Origin of the sequence: Kribbella sp. NPDC051770 (assembly GCF_040681455.1) — a bacterium.
In the GTDB taxonomy this organism is placed as follows: domain Bacteria; phylum Actinomycetota; class Actinomycetes; order Propionibacteriales; family Kribbellaceae; genus Kribbella.
The window spans coordinates 91,857-109,334 of record NZ_JBFAYT010000007.1 but is presented as its reverse complement, the minus strand read 5'-3'; the positions used below and the strand labels follow the sequence as shown (position 1 = coordinate 109,334).

At 70.0% G+C, this 17,478-nt stretch carries 22 protein-coding genes and 1 riboswitch; of the genes, 15 read left to right on the top strand and 7 right to left on the bottom strand.

Annotation, left to right across the window (positions count from 1 at the left end):
- Window positions 1–241: 241 nt before the first annotated feature.
- The gene (locus AB0M01_RS23270; protein WP_363672749.1) at window positions 242–496 is read left to right on the top strand and encodes a hypothetical protein; all 255 of its coding nucleotides are present in this window, start codon (window positions 242–244) and stop codon (window positions 494–496) included.
- Window positions 493–1,656, top strand: coding sequence for an epoxide hydrolase family protein (locus AB0M01_RS23265; RefSeq protein ID WP_363673480.1), 1,164 nt, complete (start codon window positions 493–495; stop codon window positions 1,654–1,656). Before AB0M01_RS23270 ends, AB0M01_RS23265 begins: the two co-directional genes overlap by 4 nt.
- Here the strand turns inward: AB0M01_RS23265 and AB0M01_RS23260 are convergent.
- Window positions 1,637–2,761 (bottom strand): aminotransferase class I/II-fold pyridoxal phosphate-dependent enzyme, encoded by a 1,125-nt coding sequence (locus tag AB0M01_RS23260; protein WP_363672747.1) that lies wholly within the window; start codon window positions 2,759–2,761, stop codon window positions 1,637–1,639. The genes AB0M01_RS23265 and AB0M01_RS23260 overlap by 20 nt on opposite strands.
- A gap of 31 nt (window positions 2,762–2,792) precedes the next feature.
- Between AB0M01_RS23260 and AB0M01_RS23255 the strand changes: the two genes are divergently transcribed.
- A complete protein-coding gene (locus AB0M01_RS23255; protein WP_363672745.1) occupies window positions 2,793–3,419 on the top strand; it encodes a DUF2461 domain-containing protein in 627 nt (208 codons plus the stop codon).
- Here the strand turns inward: AB0M01_RS23255 and AB0M01_RS23250 are convergent, their stop codons facing one another.
- A complete protein-coding gene (locus AB0M01_RS23250; protein ID WP_363673478.1) occupies window positions 3,420–4,289 on the bottom strand; it encodes a helix-turn-helix transcriptional regulator in 870 nt (289 codons plus the stop codon).
- 458 nt (window positions 4,290–4,747) lie between these two features.
- On the opposite strand from AB0M01_RS23250, the gene AB0M01_RS23245 reads away from it, so the two are divergent.
- A complete protein-coding gene (locus AB0M01_RS23245; RefSeq protein WP_363672743.1) occupies window positions 4,748–4,942 on the top strand; it encodes a hypothetical protein in 195 nt (64 codons plus the stop codon).
- A gap of 23 nt (window positions 4,943–4,965) precedes the next feature.
- Complete coding sequence (locus AB0M01_RS23240; RefSeq protein WP_012919557.1) at window positions 4,966–5,157, top strand: hypothetical protein; 192 nt, start codon at window positions 4,966–4,968, stop codon at window positions 5,155–5,157.
- A 327-nt stretch (window positions 5,158–5,484) separates the two neighbouring features.
- Here the strand turns inward: AB0M01_RS23240 and AB0M01_RS23235 are convergent, their stop codons facing one another.
- The gene (locus tag AB0M01_RS23235) at window positions 5,485–5,718 is read right to left on the bottom strand and encodes a DUF397 domain-containing protein (protein WP_012919558.1); all 234 of its coding nucleotides are present in this window, start codon (window positions 5,716–5,718) and stop codon (window positions 5,485–5,487) included.
- A 428-nt stretch (window positions 5,719–6,146) separates the two neighbouring features.
- On the opposite strand from AB0M01_RS23235, the gene AB0M01_RS23230 reads away from it, so the two are divergent.
- The 3 genes from AB0M01_RS23230 (at window position 6,147) to AB0M01_RS23220 (ending at window position 8,821) form a co-directional block, all read left to right on the top strand.
- Entirely contained in the window at window positions 6,147–6,974 is an 828-nt protein-coding gene (locus AB0M01_RS23230; protein WP_363672740.1) for an SAM-dependent methyltransferase, read from the top strand.
- Between the two features lie 161 nt (window positions 6,975–7,135).
- Window positions 7,136–7,954, top strand: a complete 819-nt coding sequence (locus AB0M01_RS23225; RefSeq protein WP_363672738.1) for a SigB/SigF/SigG family RNA polymerase sigma factor — start codon at window positions 7,136–7,138, stop codon at window positions 7,952–7,954.
- Between the two features lie 96 nt (window positions 7,955–8,050).
- On the top strand, window positions 8,051–8,821 hold the full coding sequence (locus AB0M01_RS23220; protein WP_363672736.1) for a hypothetical protein: 771 nt from the start codon (window positions 8,051–8,053) through the stop codon (window positions 8,819–8,821).
- Here the strand turns inward: AB0M01_RS23220 and AB0M01_RS23215 are convergent.
- On the bottom strand, window positions 8,818–8,994 hold the full coding sequence (locus AB0M01_RS23215; protein ID WP_363672734.1) for a hypothetical protein: 177 nt from the start codon (window positions 8,992–8,994) through the stop codon (window positions 8,818–8,820). The genes AB0M01_RS23220 and AB0M01_RS23215 overlap by 4 nt on opposite strands.
- A 127-nt stretch (window positions 8,995–9,121) precedes the next feature.
- On the opposite strand from AB0M01_RS23215, the gene AB0M01_RS23210 reads away from it, so the two are divergent.
- The gene (locus tag AB0M01_RS23210) at window positions 9,122–10,261 is read left to right on the top strand and encodes an NAD(P)/FAD-dependent oxidoreductase (RefSeq protein WP_363672732.1); all 1,140 of its coding nucleotides are present in this window, start codon (window positions 9,122–9,124) and stop codon (window positions 10,259–10,261) included.
- A gap of 104 nt (window positions 10,262–10,365) precedes the next feature.
- Entirely contained in the window at window positions 10,366–10,506 is a 141-nt protein-coding gene (locus AB0M01_RS23205) for a hypothetical protein (protein WP_363672730.1), read from the top strand.
- Here the strand turns inward: AB0M01_RS23205 and AB0M01_RS23200 are convergent.
- Window positions 10,490–11,431: a MarR family transcriptional regulator gene (locus tag AB0M01_RS23200; protein ID WP_363672728.1), complete on the bottom strand. Its 942-nt coding sequence runs from the start codon at window positions 11,429–11,431 to the stop codon at window positions 10,490–10,492. The genes AB0M01_RS23205 and AB0M01_RS23200 overlap by 17 nt on opposite strands.
- Window positions 11,432–11,591: 160 nt before the next feature.
- Here AB0M01_RS23200 and AB0M01_RS23195 point away from each other — a divergent pair, with 160 nt between their 5' ends.
- Both AB0M01_RS23195 and AB0M01_RS23190 read left to right on the top strand, forming a co-directional pair.
- Window positions 11,592–12,428: an ABC transporter ATP-binding protein gene (locus AB0M01_RS23195; protein WP_363672726.1), complete on the top strand. Its 837-nt coding sequence runs from the start codon at window positions 11,592–11,594 to the stop codon at window positions 12,426–12,428.
- Window positions 12,425–13,258 carry an ABC transporter permease gene (locus AB0M01_RS23190; protein ID WP_363672724.1) on the top strand — a complete coding sequence of 278 codons (834 nt, stop codon included), beginning with the start codon at window positions 12,425–12,427 and terminating at the stop codon, window positions 13,256–13,258. Before AB0M01_RS23195 ends, AB0M01_RS23190 begins: the two co-directional genes overlap by 4 nt.
- Here AB0M01_RS23190 and AB0M01_RS23185 read toward each other — a convergent pair.
- Window positions 13,255–13,746 carry a helix-turn-helix domain-containing protein gene (locus AB0M01_RS23185; protein WP_363672722.1) on the bottom strand — a complete coding sequence of 164 codons (492 nt, stop codon included), beginning with the start codon at window positions 13,744–13,746 and terminating at the stop codon, window positions 13,255–13,257. The two genes, AB0M01_RS23190 and AB0M01_RS23185, sit on opposite strands and share 4 nt — an antisense overlap.
- A 55-nt stretch (window positions 13,747–13,801) precedes the next feature.
- On the opposite strand from AB0M01_RS23185, the gene AB0M01_RS23180 reads away from it, so the two are divergent.
- Entirely contained in the window at window positions 13,802–14,338 is a 537-nt protein-coding gene (locus AB0M01_RS23180; protein ID WP_363672720.1) for a GNAT family N-acetyltransferase, read from the top strand.
- A gap of 40 nt (window positions 14,339–14,378) precedes the next feature.
- Here AB0M01_RS23180 and AB0M01_RS23175 read toward each other — a convergent pair whose 3' ends face one another.
- The gene (locus AB0M01_RS23175) at window positions 14,379–14,852 is read right to left on the bottom strand and encodes a carboxymuconolactone decarboxylase family protein (protein WP_363672718.1); all 474 of its coding nucleotides are present in this window, start codon (window positions 14,850–14,852) and stop codon (window positions 14,379–14,381) included.
- Window positions 14,853–15,015: 163 nt separating this feature from the next.
- Between AB0M01_RS23175 and AB0M01_RS23170 the strand changes: the two genes are divergently transcribed.
- Both AB0M01_RS23170 and gcvT read left to right on the top strand, forming a co-directional pair.
- Complete coding sequence (locus AB0M01_RS23170) at window positions 15,016–16,062, top strand: enolase C-terminal domain-like protein (protein WP_363672716.1); 1,047 nt, start codon at window positions 15,016–15,018, stop codon at window positions 16,060–16,062.
- An 83-nt stretch (window positions 16,063–16,145) separates the two neighbouring features.
- A riboswitch (glycine riboswitch) is annotated at window positions 16,146–16,238 on the top strand.
- A 139-nt stretch (window positions 16,239–16,377) separates the two neighbouring features.
- Window positions 16,378–17,478 carry a glycine cleavage system aminomethyltransferase GcvT gene (gene gcvT / locus AB0M01_RS23165; protein WP_363672714.1) on the top strand — a complete coding sequence of 367 codons (1,101 nt, stop codon included), beginning with the start codon at window positions 16,378–16,380 and terminating at the stop codon, window positions 17,476–17,478.

Below are 17,478 nucleotides of genomic sequence, written 5' to 3'. Positions count from 1 at the left end.
GGTATGCCACTGTCACTGCCCGTATCGTGCTCTGAGACCATCGTGACGAGCTGGTTTGTCCTGAGTAAGGACTGTGTGAAGAATCGCTGCTGACGGCTCTGTCGGGGTGGTTCAGCGAACAGCTGACCGTAAGTTCGTAAAGGTGTCGGTCGAGGTCGGGAGTGAACGAAGTGTTACGGGGCAGTCGGGTCGTGCCGTTGGCCGGCCCGCGGGAGATGGTGTCGGCGCGATCGTGACGACGATGAACAAGATTCTGGCGACCGCCGGAGTCGTGCTGCTGCTGGTCGGCCTGGGACTCGGGTTCCGGTCGGTCTCGGTGGGCAGCGTCGACTGCGGATCGGCGTTCTCGCCGGCCGGGGGGATCACCCCGATGGCCTGCGACGGGAAGCTCGACAACTCGGTCACGCTGGTGACCGTCATGCTGGTGGCCGGCGTCCTGGCGCTGGTGCTCGCGCTGGTCCTGAAGAAGGTCCGCGACCGGCGGGTGAACGCCTGACCGCCGCGGCGCCGATCGAGCCGTTCCGGCTCGCGATCCCGCAGCAGCAGCTCGACGACCTCGCGCTGCGGCTCGACCTGACCCGCTGGCCCGACGAACTGCCCGGCGTCGGATGGGCGTACGGCGTACCGCGTGACCATCTGCGCGAGCTCGTCGAGTACTGGCGGCACGAGTACGACTGGCGGGTGGCCGAGGCGCGGCTGAACGAGTGGCCGCAGTTCACCACCACGATCGACGGCACCCGGATCCACTTCGCCTGCGTCGCTTCGCCCGAGCCCAATGCGATTCCGCTGCTGCTGACGCACGGCTGGCCCGGCTCGATCGCGGAGTTCGTCGACGTCGCCGGGCCGCTGACCGATCCGCGGGCGCACGGCGCCGGGGGAGCGCCGGCGTTCGAGCTGGTGATCCCGAGCATCCCGGGCTTCGGCCTGTCCGGGCCGACCAGCGAGCCGGGCTGGGAGGTCAACCGGATCGCGCGCGCGTTCGCGGAGCTGATGGACCGGCTCGGGCATCGGCGGTACGGCGTACAGGGTGGGGACTGGGGTGCGGCGATCTCGCGCGAGCTCGGACGGATCCGGCCGGACCAGGTGATCGGCGTACATCTCAATCTGCTGCCCGGCGGTGCTGCGACAGCCGAGCCGACCGAGCAGGAGCTGGCCGACCTCGAGCCGGCCGAACGCGCGCGCACGATCGCGTCCTGGCAGCGGATGCGCGCGTGGCAGCAGGAGAAGCAGGGGTACGCCGACCTGCAGTCGACCCGGCCGCAGACGCTCGCCTATGCGCTGGTCGACTCACCGGTCGGGCAACTCGCGTGGATCGCCGAGAAGTTCCACGAGTGGGCGGACCCGTCGCAGCCGATCGGCCGCGACCATCTGCTGACCACGGTGATGCTCTACTGGCTGACCGGTACGGCGGGCTCAGCCGGCCGGATCTACTACGAGCGCGCCCACCACGGCCGCCCGACCGAACCGTCCCGGACCCCGACCGCGCTCGCCGACTTCGCGCACGACAACTTCATCCCGCTGCGCGCGATCGCCGACCGCACCGACAACATCGTCCGCTGGACCACCTACCCCGACGGCGGCCACTTCGCCGCCCTCGAACAACCGGCCGCCCTGGTCGCCGACATCCGGGCGTTCTTCAGCTCGCTAGCGCGCTAGCCATCCGGTCGAGGATCTCGCCGAGTTGCTCGGCGCCGGTCCCGAAGTTGAGCCGAACCCGGTCGCGGGCTGCCGGGTCGTAGTCAGAACCGGCGCCCAGGGCAACCTTCGCCTCGCGCAGGAAGAACGCCGCGGGATCCGGCGCCAGGCCGAGCCCCGCACAGTCCAGCCAACCCAGGTACGTCGCCTGCGGCGGCGACCAGCTGATCCCGTCCGGCAGCCGCTCACCGATCAGCGTGCGGTTGCGATCGAGCTGCGCGATCAACGCGTCGAGCCACGCGTCGCCCTCGGCGAACGCGGTCTCCGCGGCGAGCAGCCCGAGCAGCCCGACCTGGTCGGCGGTGAACGGCAACCGGCGGACGACGTCCTGCGCGCGGTCCGAGGCGGTCACCACCAGCGCGCACTTGAGCCCGGCCAGGTTGAACGCCTTCGACGCCGACGTCAACGCGATCCCGTGCCGGCGAGCTGCGTCCGACACCTCCAGCCACGGCACGAACTCGGCGCCGGGGAGGACGAGCGGCGCATGGATCTCGTCCGCGAGCACCCAGGCGTCGTACTCGGCGCACACTTCGGCGATCTGCTCGAGCTCGGCCCGGGGCAGGACCCGCCCGGTCGGGTTGTGCGGGCTGGCCAGGATCAGCACCCGCAGTCCGTCGCGCAGCTCCGCGGTCAACCGGTCGAGGTCGAAGGAGTCGTCCGGGCGCAGCTGAAGGTGCCGGACGGCGAAGCCGGCCGCCGGGAGCTGCAGCAGGAACGGCGGGTACCCGGCCGTCGCGAACCCGACCTTGCCGCCCGGCGCGAGCACCCGGCACAACTCGATCAGGCCGATCAGCACCTCGGGCACGAGCGTCAGCTGATCCGGATCGACCCGCCACCGAAGCCGCCGGTCCGCGAAGCCGGTGAACGCCGCGCGGAGCTGGGGCGAGACGCCGGGGGCGTAGCCGAGGTCGCCGCGGTCGACGGCCTCGTGCAGCACCGCCGCGATCGGAGACGCGAGCTCGAAGTCGAGCTCGGCGACCGTCGCGCCGATCACACCCGGGGCGAGGCCGGACCACTTCTCGCTGCGGCGCTGCCGCAGGACGTCGTACGGGGGAACCGTCAGCATCGGTTCAGGCTACTGACACTAAGGTGAAGGTATGAGCTTCACCGGGTTCCCGGTCGCCGCGCTGGACTTCTACGACGACCTCGAGATGGACAACACCAAGACCTTCTGGGCCGAGCACAAGCACGTGTACGAGGAGTCGGTGCGGGTGCCGATGGCCGCGTTGCTCGCGGAGCTGGAGGCGGAGTTCGGGGTGGCGAAGATCTTCCGGCCGTACCGCGACGTGCGGTTCGCCAAGGACAAGACGCCGTACAAGACGCATCAGGGGGCGTTCCTGCCGACCGGGCCGTCGACCGGGCGGTACGTGCAGGTCTCGGCGCCGGGGGTCCGGGTCGGTGCGGGCTTCTACGAGGCGGCCGCGGACCGGCTCGGCCGGATCCGGACCGCGATCGACGAGGACCGTCGCGGCAAGGAGCTGGAGAAGCTGCTCGACGAGCTGACCGCCGCCGGCTGGGCGATCGACGGCGAGAAGCTGAAGACCACCCCGCGCGGGTATGACGCGAACCACCCGCGGATCGAGCTGCTGCGGCACAAGTCGCTCGCGGTCAACAAGTCGTACGGCTTCGAGCCGGTGATCCACACCGCTGAGCTGGCCGAGCGGATCCGCGACGACTGGCGTGCGGTGACACCGTTGCTCGACTGGCTGGACGCCAACGCGTAGTCAGAAGTCCTTCAGGATCGTCGCGATCCGGTCCCGGGTGCGGCTCGGTGGCGGGGCCGCGACGCAGAGGGCCTCCATCGTGGCCGTGTACTGGTCGAGGTCCTCGAGCTTGTCCAGGTAGAGCGCGCTGGTCAGGTGCTCGATGTAGACGATGTCGGGCAGGTCCTGCTCGGGGAACCGCAGGATGCTGTACGCGCCACCGGTCGCCGCGTGGCCACCGGCCTCGAACGGCATCACCTGCAGCGTCACGTTCGGCATGTGGGTCGCCTCGATCAGGTACTCCAGCTGGTCGCGCATCGCCTTCACCCCGCCGATCGGGCGGCGCAGCGCGGCCTCGTCGACGACGGCCCACAGGCGGACCGGTCCGGCGGCGCGGTTCAGCACTTCCTGCCGGTTGATCCGCAGCGAGACCCGACGGTCGACCTCGTCGGCCGGGATCAGGCCGCGGCCGAGCTGGACCACCGCACGGACGTACTCCTCCGTCTGCAGCAGACCCGGGACGAACTGCAGTTCGTAAGTACGGATCAGCTGCGCCGACGCTTCCAGGCCGAGGTAGGAGTGGAACCAGCTCGGCAGCACGTCGCCGAAGCGGTGCCACCAGCCCGGGTTGTTCGCGTCGCGCGCGAGAGACAGCAGCCGCTCACGCTCTTCGGGGTCGTCCAGTCCGTAGAGACGGAGCAGGTCCGCGACGTCGCGCTCCTTGAAGCCGACCCGGCCGAGCTCCATCCGGCTGACCTTCGACTCCGACGAGCGGATCTCCCACCCCGCGTCGGAGCGGGTGATGCCGGCGGCCTCACGCATCCGGCGCAGGTGCGCGCCCAGAATGATGCGAAGTGCGGTCGGCCCGCTCTGCGCGCCCGACTCCGTCACACTCACCTCCGACGCCCCAGCTGTGCCTCAGTCTGACCCCGAGCCAAATCATCGCACGTCCGGACGCTGATCTGTCGAAGTTCTTACTTATCAGTCGTGGTCGCGTCCGAACAACTACCCAGGGTCATCCCCAGTACCCCTCAGGTCGCGACTGATGACCACTTTGTCCGGACATATTAGCGTCAATCCCCGGGTCCGGGAACGGCGAAATCACGCCTGTCCGCCGCCTGCTGAGCCTGAATCGGGTCTCCGGAAGGTCACAAACGCAAAACGTGCGAATGCACGTGCATCGGGCGCTTGCATTCGCAGCGTGCCGACGCCATGATTGCTTCATGCACAGAAGGTGAGCTGGATCTCGCGCCAAGTGACAACCACCGTCACCGGCGCGAACCAGCAGGCCGGACCTTTGGCCCGTCGGCAGCACGCTGCCGGCATGACTGGTTGGGGTACCCGAGTCGATGAGTGACCACGACGCACAGCCCGTCGAGTACGGGCCCACGAAGACCGGTGAGCGTGCGCCCGACGAGCTCACCGAACGGGAGATCCAGGAACTGGTGGCGCGCTGCCCCGAGCAGCAGCGCTGGGCCTTCGAAGGATGGCTGCGCGGTGTCCGTCAGCTCGACGGCGACCCGATCGTGAGCCTGAGTCCATGAACGCCGATCGAGGAGGACGGAAAATGGTGCGCATCTGGTTGGGCGACCACCTGATCGCCGAGTACGTCGCGGAGCCGGACCGGGCCTCGCGCTACCAGCGGGTGATGACGCCCAAGTTCACCGGTCTGCGCATCACCGTCGACAACGCCGCGGGCCCGGGCAGCGCCTCGGAACTGCCGCGCAGCGAGCAGCTCTGGCCGCTCACGGTCCAGTAGCTCCGCGGGGGCTCTCTAGCGGGCCCCTAGTAGTACAGCACCCTGATCGACCGTCCGCGGGCCAGTGATCGGGTCCGCCGGCGGTGCACCACCGCTCCATGGTTCCCGGAGCGCCTCGATGGAAAGGCCGTCTCTCTCCTCAAGGGACGGCTGGGCAAAAGGCCGTCCTCCTCCTCAAGGGACGGCCTTTTGTCACGCCCGGCCCCGGCCGGGCGCGCGGCCGGCGTACGGCGTACGTCGTACCGGCCGCGCGGGAACCGGCCCCGGACATGAAGAAGCCCCCTCACCGCTCGCCCGGTGAGGGGGCTTCTCGCCTTGGGGGGCCGCTCAGGCGAGGTCGTCGAACTCGCCGTCGTGGACGCCGCCGAGGAACGCCTCGATCTCCGCCTGGGTGAAGACCAGGGCCGGGCCGTCGGTGTGACGCGAGTTGCGCATCGCCACGCCGCCGCCGGGAAGCTTCGCCACCTCAACGCAGTTGCCGTTGGGGCCACTCCGCTGGCTCTTGCGCCAGGTCAGCTCGCTCATCGCGTCGCCGGGCATGCCGTTGTAGACAGCAGTCATCAGCTGCACCTTCCGTACGTCTTTGGCATATGCACGTGCATTTGGGCTTGCATTTGCATCGTACACGTTGGGGGGCCTCGTGTCCGGTCCAATACGGAGCGTGGTCGAAGGCGTGTCGTAGCCCCCGAAGATGTCGCTTTGGGTGAGGAAAATCGGGCCTCCGGGACCGCTTCCGCGCCTGCCGGCCGTCGAGTGATTGATCGGCGCGTGAGGTGGGCAGACTTCCGGCGGGCCTCCGGTCCGGCGTACTCGCGTGCGGGTCCCGGTACACCTCGGGCCCGCGGCCCGGATCCCCTTGCCTAGTTGAGAAATCAGGCTTTTCGGATCGGGGCCGGGGAACTTCCACGGACCGGGTGATCCAGGGTCCGACTGGTATCAAAATGCACTACAGTGACGGCACTGATTCCTCCAACACAAAGGCTGCGTCGATGGCGAACCCCGACGGCCCGGAGTCCACTCCGGCGTTCGACACCTCCACTCCCACCATCGCGCGCGTGTACGACGCGTTGCTGGGGGGCAAGGACAACTTCGCCGCCGACCGTGAGGGCGCGGCGACCTACCTGAAGTTCGTCCCGGACGCCGGTCGGTGCGCGATCGACAACCGCGCCGCGCTGGTCCGGGGCGTGCAGTACCTGGTCCGCGAGGCAGGCATCGACCAGTTCCTCGACATCGGCAGCGGGCTGCCGACCCAGAAGAACACCCACCAGGCGGCGCAGGAGATCAACCCCGACGCCAAGGTCGTGTACGTCGACGTCGACCCGATCGTGCTCGCGCACGGCCGGGCACTGCTGGCCACCAACGACAGCACGATCGTGGTCACCGCCGACCTGCGCGACCCGCAGGGCATCCTCGAGAACGAGGACATCAAGAACCACCTGGACTTCAGCCGCCCGATCGCGCTGATGATCGTCGGCATTCACATGCACTTCCACGACGACGAGAAGCCCGACGAGTGGGTCCGCACGATCATGGACCGGCTGGCCCCCGGCAGCTACCTGTTCATCACCGACTTCGTCGACACCGGCGAGGAGCTGCAGAAGGCGATCGAGCAGGCCGGCCTGGAGAGCCTGGGCAACGGCTGGATCCGGACCCCGGAGCGGATCGAGCAGCACTTCCTCGGGATGCCGCTGGTGCCCCCGGGCCTGGACTTCCTCGAGCGCTGGAACCCGGCCGACCCGGACGGCGACATCCCGGACGTCGACGAGCTGCTGCCGTACCAGAAGATCCTGATGGGCGGGATCGCCAAGAAGGTCTGACCTGTCCGTTCTGTACGTCGAAGGCGCGTGCTCCGAATCGGGGCGCGCGCCTTCGCCGTCCGCCGTGCATGGCATCGCGGCGATCGGGGTACGGGCTGCCCAGGCAACACCTGTGGTCCAGAGATGTGCCACGCCGTGACTCCTGTCGCGAGGTCGTTGAAATGGTCACCACCCTCAGTACCGTTCCGACCCAGTGTTCGACCGCGGCCGATCGCGCCGCGCGCGAGGCCGCCACTCACGAACTCCTGGAAATCCGTGCCGCCAGCAACGACGAGTTCGAGCGCCAGCGGCTGCTCGAACAGGTCGTCGAGCTCAACCTGGAGATGGCCAAGGGCATCGCCCGCCGGTTCCGCGGTCGCGGGGCCGAGGCCGACGACCTGGAACAGGTCGCTTCGCTCGGCCTGCTGAAGGCCGCGCACCACTACCGGCTGGACGCCGACACCCCGTTCATCGGGTTCGCCATCCCGACCATCCGGGGTGAGGTGAAACGTTACTTCCGCGACTGTGCGTGGACAGTCCGGATCCCGCGCCGGCTGCAGGAGCTGCAGGGCAGCATCTCCGGCAAGCTGCCGGAGCTGGAGCAGCGCCTGAACCGCGAACCGACGCCGGCCGAGATCGCCGACCACCTCGACGTCGAGCTGTCCGAGGTCGAACAGGCTCTGGCCGCGCGCGGTTGTTTCAACGTGCTCTCGCTCGACCGCCCGGCCGAGACCGACGCCGACCTGACCCTGGCCGACGTCGTACCGGACGACGAGGACGCGAGCATCGACCAGCTGGAAGCCGTCGACATGCTGCAACCGGTGCTGGAGGATCTCGGGCCGCGCGAACGCCGGATCCTGCAGCTGCGCTTCGTCGAGGGCTGGACCCAGTCCGAGATCGGCGCGGACATCGGGGTCAGCCAGATGCAGGTCTCCCGGGTCCTGCGGCGCATCCTCGACGATCTCCGGGCCAAGCTCGGTCCGCTCCCGGCGGCCGCCTGAGGCGTGTGGTTGGCGTTCACCGCGCCCGCGGACGGGCACAATGGCGGTGAACGCTGGAACGAGCCTGGGAAAACGAGGGCCTTGTACTACCGGTTGATGTGGACGTTGCCCAAGGATGCGATCGCCGTGGTGCGGTGGTATCCGCGGATGGTGGTGGGCTTCGCCGCCGCCCTGGCCGGTACGGCGCTCGTCTTCGACGTGTTCTACCTGGTCGCCAGCCCTGGTCTGGCGCTGGCACTGGTCTACACCGTGCCGGTGCTGGCCGGGCTGGTCGCCGGGTTGGTTGCCGCGGCCGACGATGTCGGTCTGGAACGGCGCGAGCTGGTCTGGACCGTACTGGCGACGGTCGCGCTCGGGCTGACCAACGCCGTCGTGGTCGCGATGCTCGCGGCGATGCGACGCGCGGAGCCGTCGAACTGGGGTGCGGGCTGGCAGGCGGTGCTGTTCGCCGGCTGCAGTGTCTTCTCGGTCGCGTTCACGATCGTTGTCCTGGGCAAGCTCGTCCGGGTGCTCGGGGTGGACGTCGAGACGCGCTGGCCGGTGAAGGCGGTCCCGGTCGCGGTGGCCGCGCCTGCTGTTGCGTCGGTGGAGGAGGAGAAGCCGCGGGCGAGCAAGGAGGCGGCGGCCCGGGCTCCGATGCGTGTTCCGAAGCCCGAGCCGGTGGTCGAGGAGCCTGAGTTCGAGGAGTACGACGAGCCGCTGCCCGAGTACGTCCCGCGGGTGATCGACCTCGACGAGCCGCGGCCGATCGCACCGGTCGGTGAAGGCACCGCCCACGCGGACCGCCGGGCGGTACGTCGCCGTACTCCGCCGAGCGTGCCGCCTGCTCGCCGTACGCCGCGCAGCCGCCGGCGCCCGGAGCGCTAGCAGCCGGTGTCGCCGCGCGAAAGCTTGCCGGTGGCAAGGTAGTCGATCACCTTCCGGTCGTCAGCCAGGCTGCTCAGCAGCAGCGTCGGCACCCAGCCGTCGTCCAGCTGGTACTTGCCGACGATCAGCCCTCGGGTCGCTGCCCGTTGGATCCGGTCGACGTTCGCCAGCACCTGCGCCCGTGAGCGTCCCAGTCCGTACTCCGGTGCTCCCGACGCTATGAGCGCACCGAGCAGCGGGCACTGGGGCTGACACCCGCGCCGAGGTAGTGCCGGCGCGACCTCGCCTAGGCTGGGGGAGGTGAAACCCGTGTGGGACTTGGCGATCGTCGGGGCCGGACCGGCTGGTACGGCGGCCGCGTTGGGTGCGCTTGCGGCTGAGCCTGGGATGTCGGTGCTGCTGCTGGATCGGTCCGAGTTTCCGCGGGACAAGACGTGCGGGGACGGGATCGCGCCGCATGTGCTCGATCTGCTCGCGTCGGTGGGCGTGACCGGGCTTCTTGACGACTGGACGCCGGTCCGCCGGCTCTCGCTGGAGCGGGACGGGCTGGTGGTTGATCGGGAGATGGAGCGGGCGACCTGGGTGGTGCCGCGGGAGGTGTTCGACGCGCGGTTGGTCGAGGCGGCGGTCGCGGCGGGGGCGCAGTTGGTCAGCCACCGGGTGCGGGGGATCGAGGTGCGCGAGGACTGTGTGCTGCTGGACGAGTCGATCGCGGCGAAGGTGGTGGTCGGGGCTGATGGTGCGCAGTCCGTCGTACGACGAGCGCTCGGTCTCGAGCCGGCTCCGGCTGCGCTGGCCCTCCGCGGCTATGCGCCGACGCGGCCGGGACGAGAAGCTCGGCAGGTGATCGTGTACGGGCCGGGGCGGCAGCCGTCGTACGCGTGGTCGTTCGACCGCGGGGACGGGTTGTCGAACGTGGGGTACGGCGAGGCGTTGCATCCGGGGCGGCCGCATCCGACGCGGGCGGATCTGCTGGAGAAGCTGGAACGGTTGCTGCCGGACTCGACGCGGGACGGGGTGTCGTGGAAGGCGCATCACCTGCCGCTGACGACGTGGAGTTGGAGGCCGCCTCGCGGAAGGGTGTTGCTGGCGGGAGACGCGGCGGGGTTGATCAACCCGATGACGGGTGAAGGGATCTACTACGCGGTGGCCACAGGCTTGTACGCCGGCAAGGCCGCTGCGGAGGACCTCCGGAGCCCCGGGCGGGAGGCGGCCGGAGGCGCGGGCGCCGGTACGCGGTATCAGCAGCTCGTGCGTCCGCTGGCGGTGCACTTTCGGCATGCGACGCTCGCGGGCCGGCTGTCGGGGTCGCCTCGGATTCTCGACGCGGGGATTCGGGGCGCCGCGCGGGATCAGCGGGTGTTCGACGACCTGGTCGCTCTCGGGCTGGCGGACGGGCGGATCACCGGGCGGGTGCTGCGGGCGCTGATCGGGCGCTGAGGTCGCGTGCGGGCGGCGCGCTCGACCAGCTGACCGCCGTCTCAGGATGCGGAAGATTTGTCGATCCGGCCACTGGGGATTGAAATCCTTCTACGGTGGCTGGCATGCCGAACGAGACGAAGGTGCGCGAGGAGCAGCGGGGTGGGTGGCTGCGTTCCGGTGAGGAGTGGGCCGCGACCGTGGTCGGGCTCGTGCTGATCGTGCTCGTGCTCGCGGGGGTCGTCCCGGTCAATCTGCTGCCCTGAGCGCCTGGCGCTGGGCCGAGGTGAGACGCCCGGCCGCTGCGGTGACTGTGTACGTGGTCGGCGTCGGACGGGAGAGCGCCAGCGGGTCCGTGTACGGCGCGTAGGTCTCGGCGTCGGCCAGTGCCTCGGTGACGCGAGCAAGGGGCCAGGCCAGGGCTTCGGACAGCGCCACCGCGGTCAGCGGGCGCTGCGCGTGGAGCAGCGCGGCCAGAATCGTGGCGGTGTCCTCGGCGGCCGGTGACGGTGTCGTACCGGACATGTCGGCGCTCAGCTGGGTGAAGAAGCGCGCCATCTCGGCCAGGCGGGCGCCGGCTGGGGTCTCGGGGGTGAACAGCTCGACGCCTTCGCGGGCGGTGTCGGCCCAGCTGGTGTTGGCCTGGGCGCTGGTCTGCCACGCACGCAGCCACACGTCGTCGGCGATCGTGTAGTGGTCGCGGCGAGTCAGCGGGTCCCGGGTGCGCTGAACCATCTGTAGTTCTTCGAGGTAGTTGACGGCCTTGGAGATCGAGGCCGGGCTCACCTGGAGCTGGTGAACGAGGTGGGCCGCGGTCGTGCTCGGCTGGTCGGTTGTGTAGAGGTGGGCGAGCACACGGGACGCCATCCGCGGGACGCCGTTGCTGGTCATCGAGTCGGCCAGGCGTTCGGTGAAGGCAGCGACTGCTCGCGGGTCCAGGCCGTCGGTGCGGCTCTCGCCGAGCGCGGTCGCCGAGCGGTCGGTGGGGCGTTGCCGCCGAGCCCGGTACGCCGTCGCGTGGTGGGCGTGGTCGGGACGGTAGCCGTGCGGGCCGTCGTTGCGGGCGATCTCGCGGGTGACGGTCGAGGTCGGCCGGTTCAGGCGGCGCGCGATCTCGCCGTACCCGAGGCCGTCGGACAGTCCGGCGCCGATCGTACGGCGTTCGTCGTGGGTCAGCCGGTCGCCGGGCATCGCGGGTCTCCTCGGTGCGTTCGTCGGCAGCTCATTGCAACAGGTGGATGCATTCACCGCCAGTGTCATTGCATTGAATCGCCGAATCCTGCGGAAAACAAGGCTTATGAGCAAGCAACATCGTTGTCCAGAGGGCGACTTGCAATCTACGTTCACGGATATGGAAACGATAGCGGTGAGCGACCTGCGGATGCGGTACGGCGCGACCGACGTACTGCACGGGGTCAGCTTCGGCGCGGGAGCCGGTGAGGTGCTCGCGCTGCTCGGGCCGAACGGCGCGGGCAAGACGACCACGATCGAGATCCTCGAAGGTTTCCGGGTCCGCTCCGCGGGCGCGGTGACCGTGCTCGGGGTCGATCCGGCGCGGGGTGACGAGGCTTGGCGGGCCAAGCTCGGCGTTGTCCTGCAGTCGTGGCGCGACCACGGCAAGTGGCGGGTGCGCGAGCTGCTCGCGCACCTCGGTCGGTACTACCCGGACCCGTGGGACGTCGACGAGCTGATCGAGCTGGTCGGGCTCACCGATCGCGCCGGCCACAAGCTCAAGACGCTGTCCGGCGGGCAGCGGCGGCGACTGGATGTTGCCATCGGCATCGTCGGGCGGCCGGAGCTGCTGTTCCTCGACGAGCCGACGACCGGCTTCGACCCGGTGGCGCGGCACAGCTTCCACGAGCTGGTCCGGCGGCTCGCGACCGAGCTCGGGACGACGATCCTGCTCACGACGCACGACCTGGACGAGGCGAGCAAGCTGGCTGATCGCATCCTGATCCTGGCCGGCGGGCGCGTGCTCGCGAGCGGTACCGCGGACGAGTTGACCCGGCAGATCGCCGGGCGGGACGAGGTGCGCTGGCGCGTCGGCGGTACGGCGTACGTGGAACTGACCGGGGAGTCGACGGCGTTCGCCCGCGAGCTGTTCGCGCAGTACGGCGAGGACGTGAGCGACCTGGAAGTGCGGCGGGCGCGGCTCGAGGACGCGTACCTGGAACTGGTGGGCCGATGAACGCGTGGCGGCTGGGCTGGGTGCGCGGCGTGATCGAGCTGCGGCAGTCGTTCACCAACCCGGGGGATCTGGTCAGCCACTTCCTGTGGCCGGTGCTGATGCTGGTCGCGCTGTTCTTCCTGCGGGACCGCGAGTTCGGCGGGACCGGGATCCTGCTCGGGACGCTGGCGCTGCCGAGCATTCTCGGGATGAACGCGGCGATGGGGATGGTGAGCATGAGCCAGCAGCTCACCGTCGACCGCGAGGACGGGACGCTGCTGCGGGCGAAGGCGACGCCGTACGGGATGCGGGCCTACCTGGTCGGAAAGGTGGTGTCGGTGGCCGGTGGGTTGATCGCGGATCTGGTGATCCTCGTGGTGCCGGCGCTGTTCTTCGTGGACGGGCTGGTGTTCGGGGTGGGGTCGGTGCTGAGTTTGTTCGGGGTGCTGGCGCTGGGGCTGGTGGCGACGCTGCCGATCGGAGCGGTCTTGGGGTCGGCGTTTCCGAGTGCGCGGGCGCAGGGCGTGGTGCAGCTGCCGGTGCTGGGGATGATCGCGATCTCGGGGATCTTCTACCCGCTGACCGCGCTGCCGGGGTGGTTGCAGGTCGTCGCGCAGGTGTCGCCGATCTACTGGCTGGGGCTGGGGACCCGGGCGTCATTGTTGCCTGATACAACGGTTGTGGTTGAGGTCGGGGAGTCCTGGCGGCACCTGGAGACGGTGGGAGTGCTCGGGGCGTGGGCCGTGGCCGGGTTGCTGGTGGCGCCGATGCTGCTGCGCCGGATGGCGCGGCGGGAGTCGGGTTCGTCGGTTGCCGTACGCCGTGAGCGGGCGCTGCAGCGGATTGGCTAGGCGATGATGCGGGGCTGCGCCGACGGCCCGGGGGTGAACGCGACCTCGCGCGGCTCCGGCGCATGCCCGGCGGCGCACTGCATCGTCACCGTGACCTCTTCGCCGCAGCCGCGGTGGCGAGCGACCAGCGGCGGGCCGTCGTCGAGCGGGAGGTGCTCGTCACCCCACTGCACCAGCGCGACCATCACCGGGTAGAGATCCAGCCCGGCCTGCGTGAGCCGGTACTCGTACCGCTCGCGCTGGCCGGGCAGCCGGTACGGAACGCGCCGCAGCAGGCCGCGGTCGATCAGGCGGGCGAGGCGGTCGGTCAGCACCTGGCGGGGGATGTCGGTGCGGGTCCGGATGTCCTCGAAGCGGCGGAGCCCGACGAACACCTCGCGCAGGACGTGGAAGGTCCACTTCTCGCCGAGGATCTCCATCGTGCGCGAGATCGTGCAGTTCGCGGTCGACCAGCGCAGCGCCTCGGGCATCGTCTCCGGCTCGCTCATACCACCACGATAAGTCCACTTGACAGACTCAGCCAACTGCGGCGACCCTGAATCTGTGAATCAGACTCAGGTGCTCGGTGGGCGGGTCCCCGTGGGTGGCGCGGTGCAGCTGGACGGGTCGGGGGAGCCCGGTGTGCTGCTCCGCCGGACCGGCGCGGGTGATCACGCGCGGCTGTCCGCGATGCTCGACCGGATGTCCGAGCTCAGCCTGTACTTCCGCTTCCAGACCGCGGTCGGCCATCCACCGCGCTCGGCGGTGGTCGAGCCGATGCTCAGCTCGACCGGCGAGTCCTGGGTTGCCGAGAGCAACGATCGACTGATCGCGCACGCGATGTGGGCCTGGGCGCACGGCGCCACCGGCGTACCGACGGCTGAGCTCGCCGCGATCGTCGACGACCCGTACCAGGGACGCGGCCTCGGCACCCGGCTGCTGAACCTGGTCGGCGCCCGAGCAGGCGCCGCCGGCGCTCGGCAGCTCCTGCTCGTCGTCAGTACGGCGAACGACCGCACGCTGCGGCTGATCCGCCGCCGCTGGCCGCAGGCCCCCGCCGAGCGCGACGGGGGCCTGATCAACTTCACCATCCCGGCGTGATCAGCCGAAACCCACCCGGACGATCACGATCCCCGCGTGATCAGCCGAACATGCCCGGCTCGTACGCGCCGGCCGGCTGCTGGACCATCACGTTGATCCGGTTGTAGGTGTTGATGATCGCGATGATCGAGACCAGCGCCACCAGTTCGTCCTCGCTGTAGTGCTTCGCGGCGTTGGCCCACGCCGCGTCGGACACGCCGCCCGCCGCGTCGGCGATCCGGGTGCCCTCCTCGGCCAGCTCCAGCGCGGCCCGCTCGGGCTCGGTGAACACCGTCGCCTCGCGCCAGGCCGCGACCAGGTTCAGCCGCTGCGCGGTCTCACCGGCGGCGACGGCGTCCTTGAAGTGCATGTCGGTGCAGAAACCGCAGCCGTTGATCTGGCTGGCACGCAGCTTCACCAGCTCCTGCGTCGCCATCGGCAGACCCGACTTGCCGACCGCGTGCCCGGCCGAGTTGATGTACTTCAGGACCTGACCGGCGAGCGGGTTGCTGTGCAGATCGATGCGGGCGTCCATCACGTGTCTCCTCAGAACGTTTCTCCGTTGTCACCCCTTTGACAGACCTCCCCCCGGGGGTTGTGACATCGAGATGGTGTGACCCACGTCTCGCTCGCGGCGCTGAGGTTTGCGCGGTCCGGAGGCGCAGCAGACTCGGGGAAAGCCGCCGTTGGGAGCGCCGATGTCTCTGGACCACCATTTCGTCAGCAGCGTCGAGGTCAGCACGATCCGGTCCCGCTACCCGCGGACGATCGGCCGGAACGCCCGGTTGGGGAGTCACGGGGACGGTCCCGTCGACGACGTCGTGGTCCTGCGGACCGACACCGGGAAGACCGGCTGGGGCCTCCAGGCCGGGCCGGTGCGCGACGTCACCGGGAAGTCCGTCGGGGAGCTGATCGACCCCGCGAGCGGCGTACGGGACGAGTCGTTGCGCGGGCTGGACTTCGCGCTGCACGATCTCGCGGGGCAGATCCTCGATCTGCCGGTGCACGCGCTGCTGGGATCCAGCGGCAGTACGACGGTCGCCTGCTACGACGGCGCGATCTACTTCGCGGATCTCGACGGCCCGGGTGGGGTCGGCGAGGTGCTCGCGCACTGCGCGGCCGACGACGCCGCGGGGTACCGGGCGTTCAAGCTGAAGATCGGGCGCGGGAACCGGTGGATGTCCCGGGCCGAGGGCGACGCGCGGGACATCGAGGTGACGCGGGCCGTGCGGGCGGCGTACCCGGAGCACCGGATTCTGGTCGACGCGAACGACGGGTACGACTGCGACGGCTTCATCGAGTACCTGAAGGCGGTCGCGGACTGCGAGCTGTACTGGGTCGAGGAGCCGTTCCTCGACGACGCGGCCGATCTCGCGCGGCTGAAGAAGCACCTGAACGGGTCGGGGACGCTGATCGCGGAGGGTGAGTCGAACCCCGACCTGGAGCCGCTGCTCGAGATCGCCGGCCGTGGCGACATCGACGTCCTGCTGATGGACGTGGTCAGCTTCGGGCTGACCAGCTGGCGCCAGGTGATGCCCAGGGTCAGCTGCCAGGCGTCGCCGCACGCGTGGGGGCTCCCGCTCAAGACCCTGTACGCCGCACAGCTGGCCGCCGGCCTCGGCAACGTCCCGACGGTCGAGGGCGTGCCCGGCGAGACGGTCGGCCTCGACACCAGCGCCTACGCGTGGGCGGACGGCAACCTCACCGTCTCCGACCGGCCCGGCTTCGGTCTGCCACTGCCCTGACGCGGACGTGCCGCCCGTGCACGGCGGCCTTGCGCGCCCGGTGGCGGCCCGCTTAGGGTGCCAGCGACAACTGAACACGCTGATGATCCGCGGCGGGAGAATCCTGCCGCCGTGCAGGTGCCGTAGGAGCAAATCCTCCCCGGGAATCTCTCAGGCCCCCGTACCGCCGCGGCCAGGCAACTCTGGAAAGCAGCCGGTCGTCCGGCTCACCGACGGTGCAAGCGCAGCTCCCGGCGCGGAAACTCTCAGGTCCGATACAGAGCGGGGAGGAACCCTGATCGCGTGGCGCTAGCCACCCGGATTCTGGAGTTCCTCATGCCCACCAAGTACACCGCGCTGCGCGCCGAGCACGAGCGCCTCGGCGCGAGCTTCACCGACTTCGGCGGCTGGCAGATGCCGCTCAAGTACCGCTCCGAGCTCGCCGAGCACCACGCCGTACGCCGGTCCGCCGGGCTCTTCGACCTGTCCCACATGGGTGAGGTCTGGGTGACCGGCCCGGACGCGGCGGCGTTCCTCGACCACGCGCTGGTCGGCAAGATCTCGGCGATGGCGCAGGGCAAGGCGAAGTACTCGCTGATCTGCGCCGAGGACGGCGGCGTGATCGACGACCTGATCACCTACCGGCGCCCGGACGCGTTCCTGGTCGTCCCGAACGCGGGCAACGCCGAGACCGTGGTCGCCGCGCTCGCCGAGCGGGCGAAGGATTTCGCCGTCACCGTCGACGACGCCTCGGCGCGCACGTCGCTGATCGCCGTCCAGGGCCCGAAGGCCGAGGAGATCCTGCTCCGCCTGATCCCGGCCGACCAGCAGCAGCTGCTCACCGAGCTCAAGTACTACGCCGCCGTCGAGGTGACGCTTGCCGGCCGCAACCTCCTGGTCGCGCGCACCGGCTACACCGGCGAGGACGGTTTCGAGATCTTCGTCGGCAACGACGACGCGGCCGAGGTCTGGCAGGCGATCGAGGCGGTCGCCGAGGACGGCGAGCTGACTCCGTGCGGTCTGGCCGCGCGCGACTCGCTGCGGCTCGAGGCCGGGATGCCGCTGTACGGCAACGAACTGTCCCGCGACGGCGACCCGTACGCCGCCGGGCTCGGCGGGGTCGTTGCGCTCAGCAAGGACTTCGTCGGCCGCGACGCGCTGGCCCAGCGCAAGGAAGCGGGCTCGGCGCGCAAGCTCGTCGGCCTGGCCGGCGCCGGCCGGCGCGCGCCGCGCAGCCACTACCCGGTGCTCAAGGACGGCGTCGTGGTCGGCGAGATCACCTCCGGCCAGCCGAGCCCGACGCTCGGCGTACCGGTCGCTCTGGCCTACGTCGACGTCGAGCACACCGAGCCGGGCACCGCGCTGCACGTCGACCTGCGCGGGACGCCCGAGCCGTTCGAAGTGACCACCCTGCCCTTCTACCAGCGCCAGAAGTGA